Genomic DNA, 3,072 nt, shown 5'->3' with positions numbered 1-3,072 from the left:
GCCGGCGGGATCGCCGCCGAGGCGCGGGCCAGTTCGCCGTCCTGCGGCGCCGCCGTCGCCAGCACCGGCAGGCGCCAGCGACCGTCGGCGCCGCGGCAGGCCAGGCCGGCAAGCGCGGACGCGTCGTCGATGTGGAAACTGCGGCACCATTGTCCCTGGTCGTCGCGGAAGCTCAGGCCGATGACGACGCCCGCCGCCGGTTCCGACGCCAGCCGGGTCTGCAGGGCCTCGGCCAGTCCGCCCTGCGCAAGCAGCGCACCGTCTTCGCCCGTGCCGACCGGCCCGGCTCCGGGCCGACCCAGCAGCAAGCCGACGCCCAGCCCGACCACCAGCATCGCCGCCAGCGCCAGCCAGCCACCGGGACCACGCCGCACCGCCCGCGCGGCCCTGGCCCCACGGGCCTGCGCCAGCGAGGCAACCGGCGCCGCGGTGGCCAGCGCCTGGAGGCGATCGGGCACCGGTTCGTACAACACCGGCGCATAGGCCTGTTGCAGCCGGGTCGCCAGGGCGCGGTGGCGGGCGACGACCTCGGCCAGGGCCGGGTCGGCGTCGATGGCGGCCTGGACGCGCGCCGCCTGCTCGCCCTGCAGCTGCCCGTCGGCGTAGGCCATCAGCAGCGGATCATCCGGTGTCATGGGTAACCTCCTTCGGCCAGCAGGGCCTGCAGCGCCACGCGGCCGCGGGCCAGGCGACTGGTGAGCGTGCCTTCGGGGATGTCCAGGGCCTGCGCGGCCTCGCGGTAGGACAGGCCCTCGACCAGCACCAGGGCAATCGCGCTGCGCTGTTCCTCGGGCAGCCGCGCCATCGCCGATTGCACCGACATCTGCGCGTCGCGCGCGTCGTCCGGGTTTTCGCCGACCTGTTCGCCCTGCTCTTCGGGGGCGAACACCTGCCGGCCGCGCTGTCGCGCCCGCTGGTCGTCGAGGAAGGCATTACGCAGGATGCCGAACACCCAGCCTTCCAGGCCCCGCTCCGGCTGCCACTGGCCGGCACGCGCCCAGGCGCGCTCGAGCGCCAGCTGCACCAGGTCGTCGGCATCGGCCGGGTCGCGGGCAAGCGTGCGCGCGAAGCGTCGGAGCCGCGGCAGCAGCGCGGGCAATCCTTCCTGCAGCGTCGGCGGGGCGTTGGGTTCATGCATGGGGGTATACGCTCGGGGGCACCGATTCCATCCCACCGCACGTCCGCGGGATGCTAGCACCCGATGTCGGAAGCGGCGGGATGGAAACGCCGCACTCATACGTACTGCTAACCATGACCCGGTCCCGAAACGTCCTGCGATGCTGTCTTGTCCTGGTCCCGGCCCTGCTGGCGGCGCCGGCCTGGGCGCTCGGGCTCGGGCCGCTGCCGCGGCTGCCGGTGCCGGTGGACGACCTGGCCCGGCCGGCCCTGCGCGAGGCCGATGAACGCATCGCCAGCACCACGGCGCGCGTGCGCGCGCTGCTGCGCGCGCATCCGCGCGAGCTGGCCCGCGACCCGCGGGGTGCACTGGTGCTTCGCGACGAACTGGTCGCCATCGCGCCCACCGACGAGGCCCTGGCGGCAGCCCGCGCCGCCGGCTTCAGCGTGCGCACGCGCCAGCGCATCCACCCGCTCGACCTGGACCTGGTGGTGCTGCAGGTCCCGCCGCGCACGTCCCTGCGCAGGGCCCTGCGGCAGCTGCGCAAGTCCGACCCAGCCGGCCACTACGACTACAACCATGTCTACCTCGGCGCCGGCGATCCGACGGCGATCCCGGTTCCGCCGGACGCCGTGCCGGTGCCGCCGACGGGCGCCCCGGTGCGCCTGGGCCTGGTGGACGGCGGCGTCGATGTCGCCGATCCGGCGATCCGGCCCGGCCAGCTGCGCCGCGCCGGCTGCCTGCAGGCCCCACCCGATCCGCACGGCACCGCGGTGGCCGCGGTGCTGATGTCCGGCCCCGGGGTGCAGGTGCATGCCGCCGACATCTACTGCGGGCAACCGACGGGCGGCGCGGTCAGCCGCCTCGCGGAAGCATTCGGCTGGCTGGCCGGCGAAGGCGTGACCGTGGTCAACCTGAGCCTGGCCGGCCCACCGAACCTGCTGCTCGAAGCGCTGGTGGTCCGCATGCAGGCGCGCGGTCACGTGCTGGTGGCGGCGGTCGGCAACGACGGTCCCGCCGCTCCCGAGCGTTATCCCGCGGCCTACCCCGGTGTCATCGGCGTGGCCGCGGTGGACGCGCGCGGACGCCCGCTGCCCGAATCCCCGCGCGGCCCGCAGGTGGACGTGGCGGCACTGGGTTTGTACACGAGCAACGGCGCGACGCCGCGCACCTGGCGCGGCAGTTCGTTTGCCGCGCCCCGGGTTGCGCGGCACGTCGCCCGGCTGGCCGGGGAGCCGGGGCCGCAAACCCTGGCCCGGGTCGAACAGGCCCTGGCGTCCCGCGTGCACGACGCCGGAAGGAAAGGACGCGACCCACGCTTCGGCTGGGGCGTGCTGGCGGACGAAGACCTCCGCGACTAAACCGCGCCTGAACTTTTGTACGGCGACCAAAGCCGGCGGGAAGGATCCGGCGCCCCCGGTCGTAGACCCCTTTGAAGCCGCGGAACGTCCGCGGCACATCGAAGGAGATCGCCATGGAACGCAAGCTGCTTACCCTCGCCGTGTTCTCGGCCGTGTTCGCCACCGCCACCGTTTCCGCACAGTCCCTGGTCGGGGGCGTGACCGGCTCGGTCAATGGCACCGTCAACGGCAGTCTCGCCGGCCCCGACCGGCTGGGCGCGCGCGACACCCTGGGACGCGGCACCAACACCCTGCGCAGCACCCTCGCCGAGCGTCGCGCCCAGCTGCGTGCCGAACGCGAGCGGCTGCGCACCGAGCGCGAGCGTGCAGGCGACGCGCTGGGTGATGCCGGCGGCCAGCTCGCCGGCCAGGCCCGCGGCAGTGTCGAAGGCAGCGCCCGCCTGGTCGGCGAGGCCGGCGGTTCCGCTGACGTCGGCAACGCGCTCGCCACGCCGACGACCGGCAATCCGCTGCCGCCCGCGCAGGACCCCCAGGACCCGCAGGCCCCGGCGCCGCTGAGCGCACCGGCGCTGCCGCCGGCGCAGGCGGGTGGCG

Annotated in this window: 4 protein-coding genes; 2 read left to right on the top strand and 2 right to left on the bottom strand. The window is 75.0% G+C overall.

Annotation, left to right across the window (positions count from 1 at the left end; all coding sequences use genetic code 11):
• Both N788_RS10140 and N788_RS10135 read right to left on the bottom strand, forming a co-directional pair.
• Positions 1-635 (bottom strand): anti-sigma factor family protein (locus N788_RS10140; RefSeq protein ID WP_051924558.1); only part of this gene is annotated, 635 nt, incomplete at its 3' end.
• Positions 632-1,138, bottom strand: coding sequence for an RNA polymerase sigma factor (locus tag N788_RS10135; RefSeq protein WP_034224637.1), 507 nt, complete (start codon positions 1,136-1,138; stop codon positions 632-634). The genes N788_RS10135 and N788_RS10140, both read right to left, overlap by 4 nt.
• Positions 1,139-1,251: 113 nt before the next feature.
• Between N788_RS10135 and N788_RS10130 the strand changes: the two genes are divergently transcribed.
• Together N788_RS10130 and N788_RS10125 are read left to right on the top strand one after the other, a co-directional pair.
• Positions 1,252-2,478: a S8 family serine peptidase gene (locus tag N788_RS10130; RefSeq protein WP_051924557.1), complete on the top strand. Its 1,227-nt coding sequence runs from the start codon at positions 1,252-1,254 to the stop codon at positions 2,476-2,478.
• 113 nt (positions 2,479-2,591) lie between these two features.
• On the top strand, positions 2,592-3,072 hold a 481-nt coding region (locus N788_RS10125), incomplete at its 3' end, for a hypothetical protein (protein WP_211250714.1).

The sequence above is a fragment of the Arenimonas donghaensis DSM 18148 = HO3-R19 genome (genome assembly GCF_000743535.1).
Taxonomy (GTDB): Bacteria; Pseudomonadota; Gammaproteobacteria; order Xanthomonadales; family Xanthomonadaceae; genus Arenimonas; species Arenimonas donghaensis.
The sequence above is the reverse complement of the archived record's forward strand: the minus strand, read 5'-3'. Positions and strand labels throughout refer to the sequence as shown.

Bases quoted from the DNA above. Each gene is read 5' to 3' on its own strand.
- N788_RS10130 (WP_051924557.1), top strand. From the start codon at position 1,252: ATGACCCGGTCCCGAAACGTCCTGCGATGCTGTCTTGTCCTGGTCCCG.
- N788_RS10135 (WP_034224637.1), bottom strand. From the start codon at position 1,138: ATGCATGAACCCAACGCCCCGCCGACGCTGCAGGAAGGATTGCCCGCG.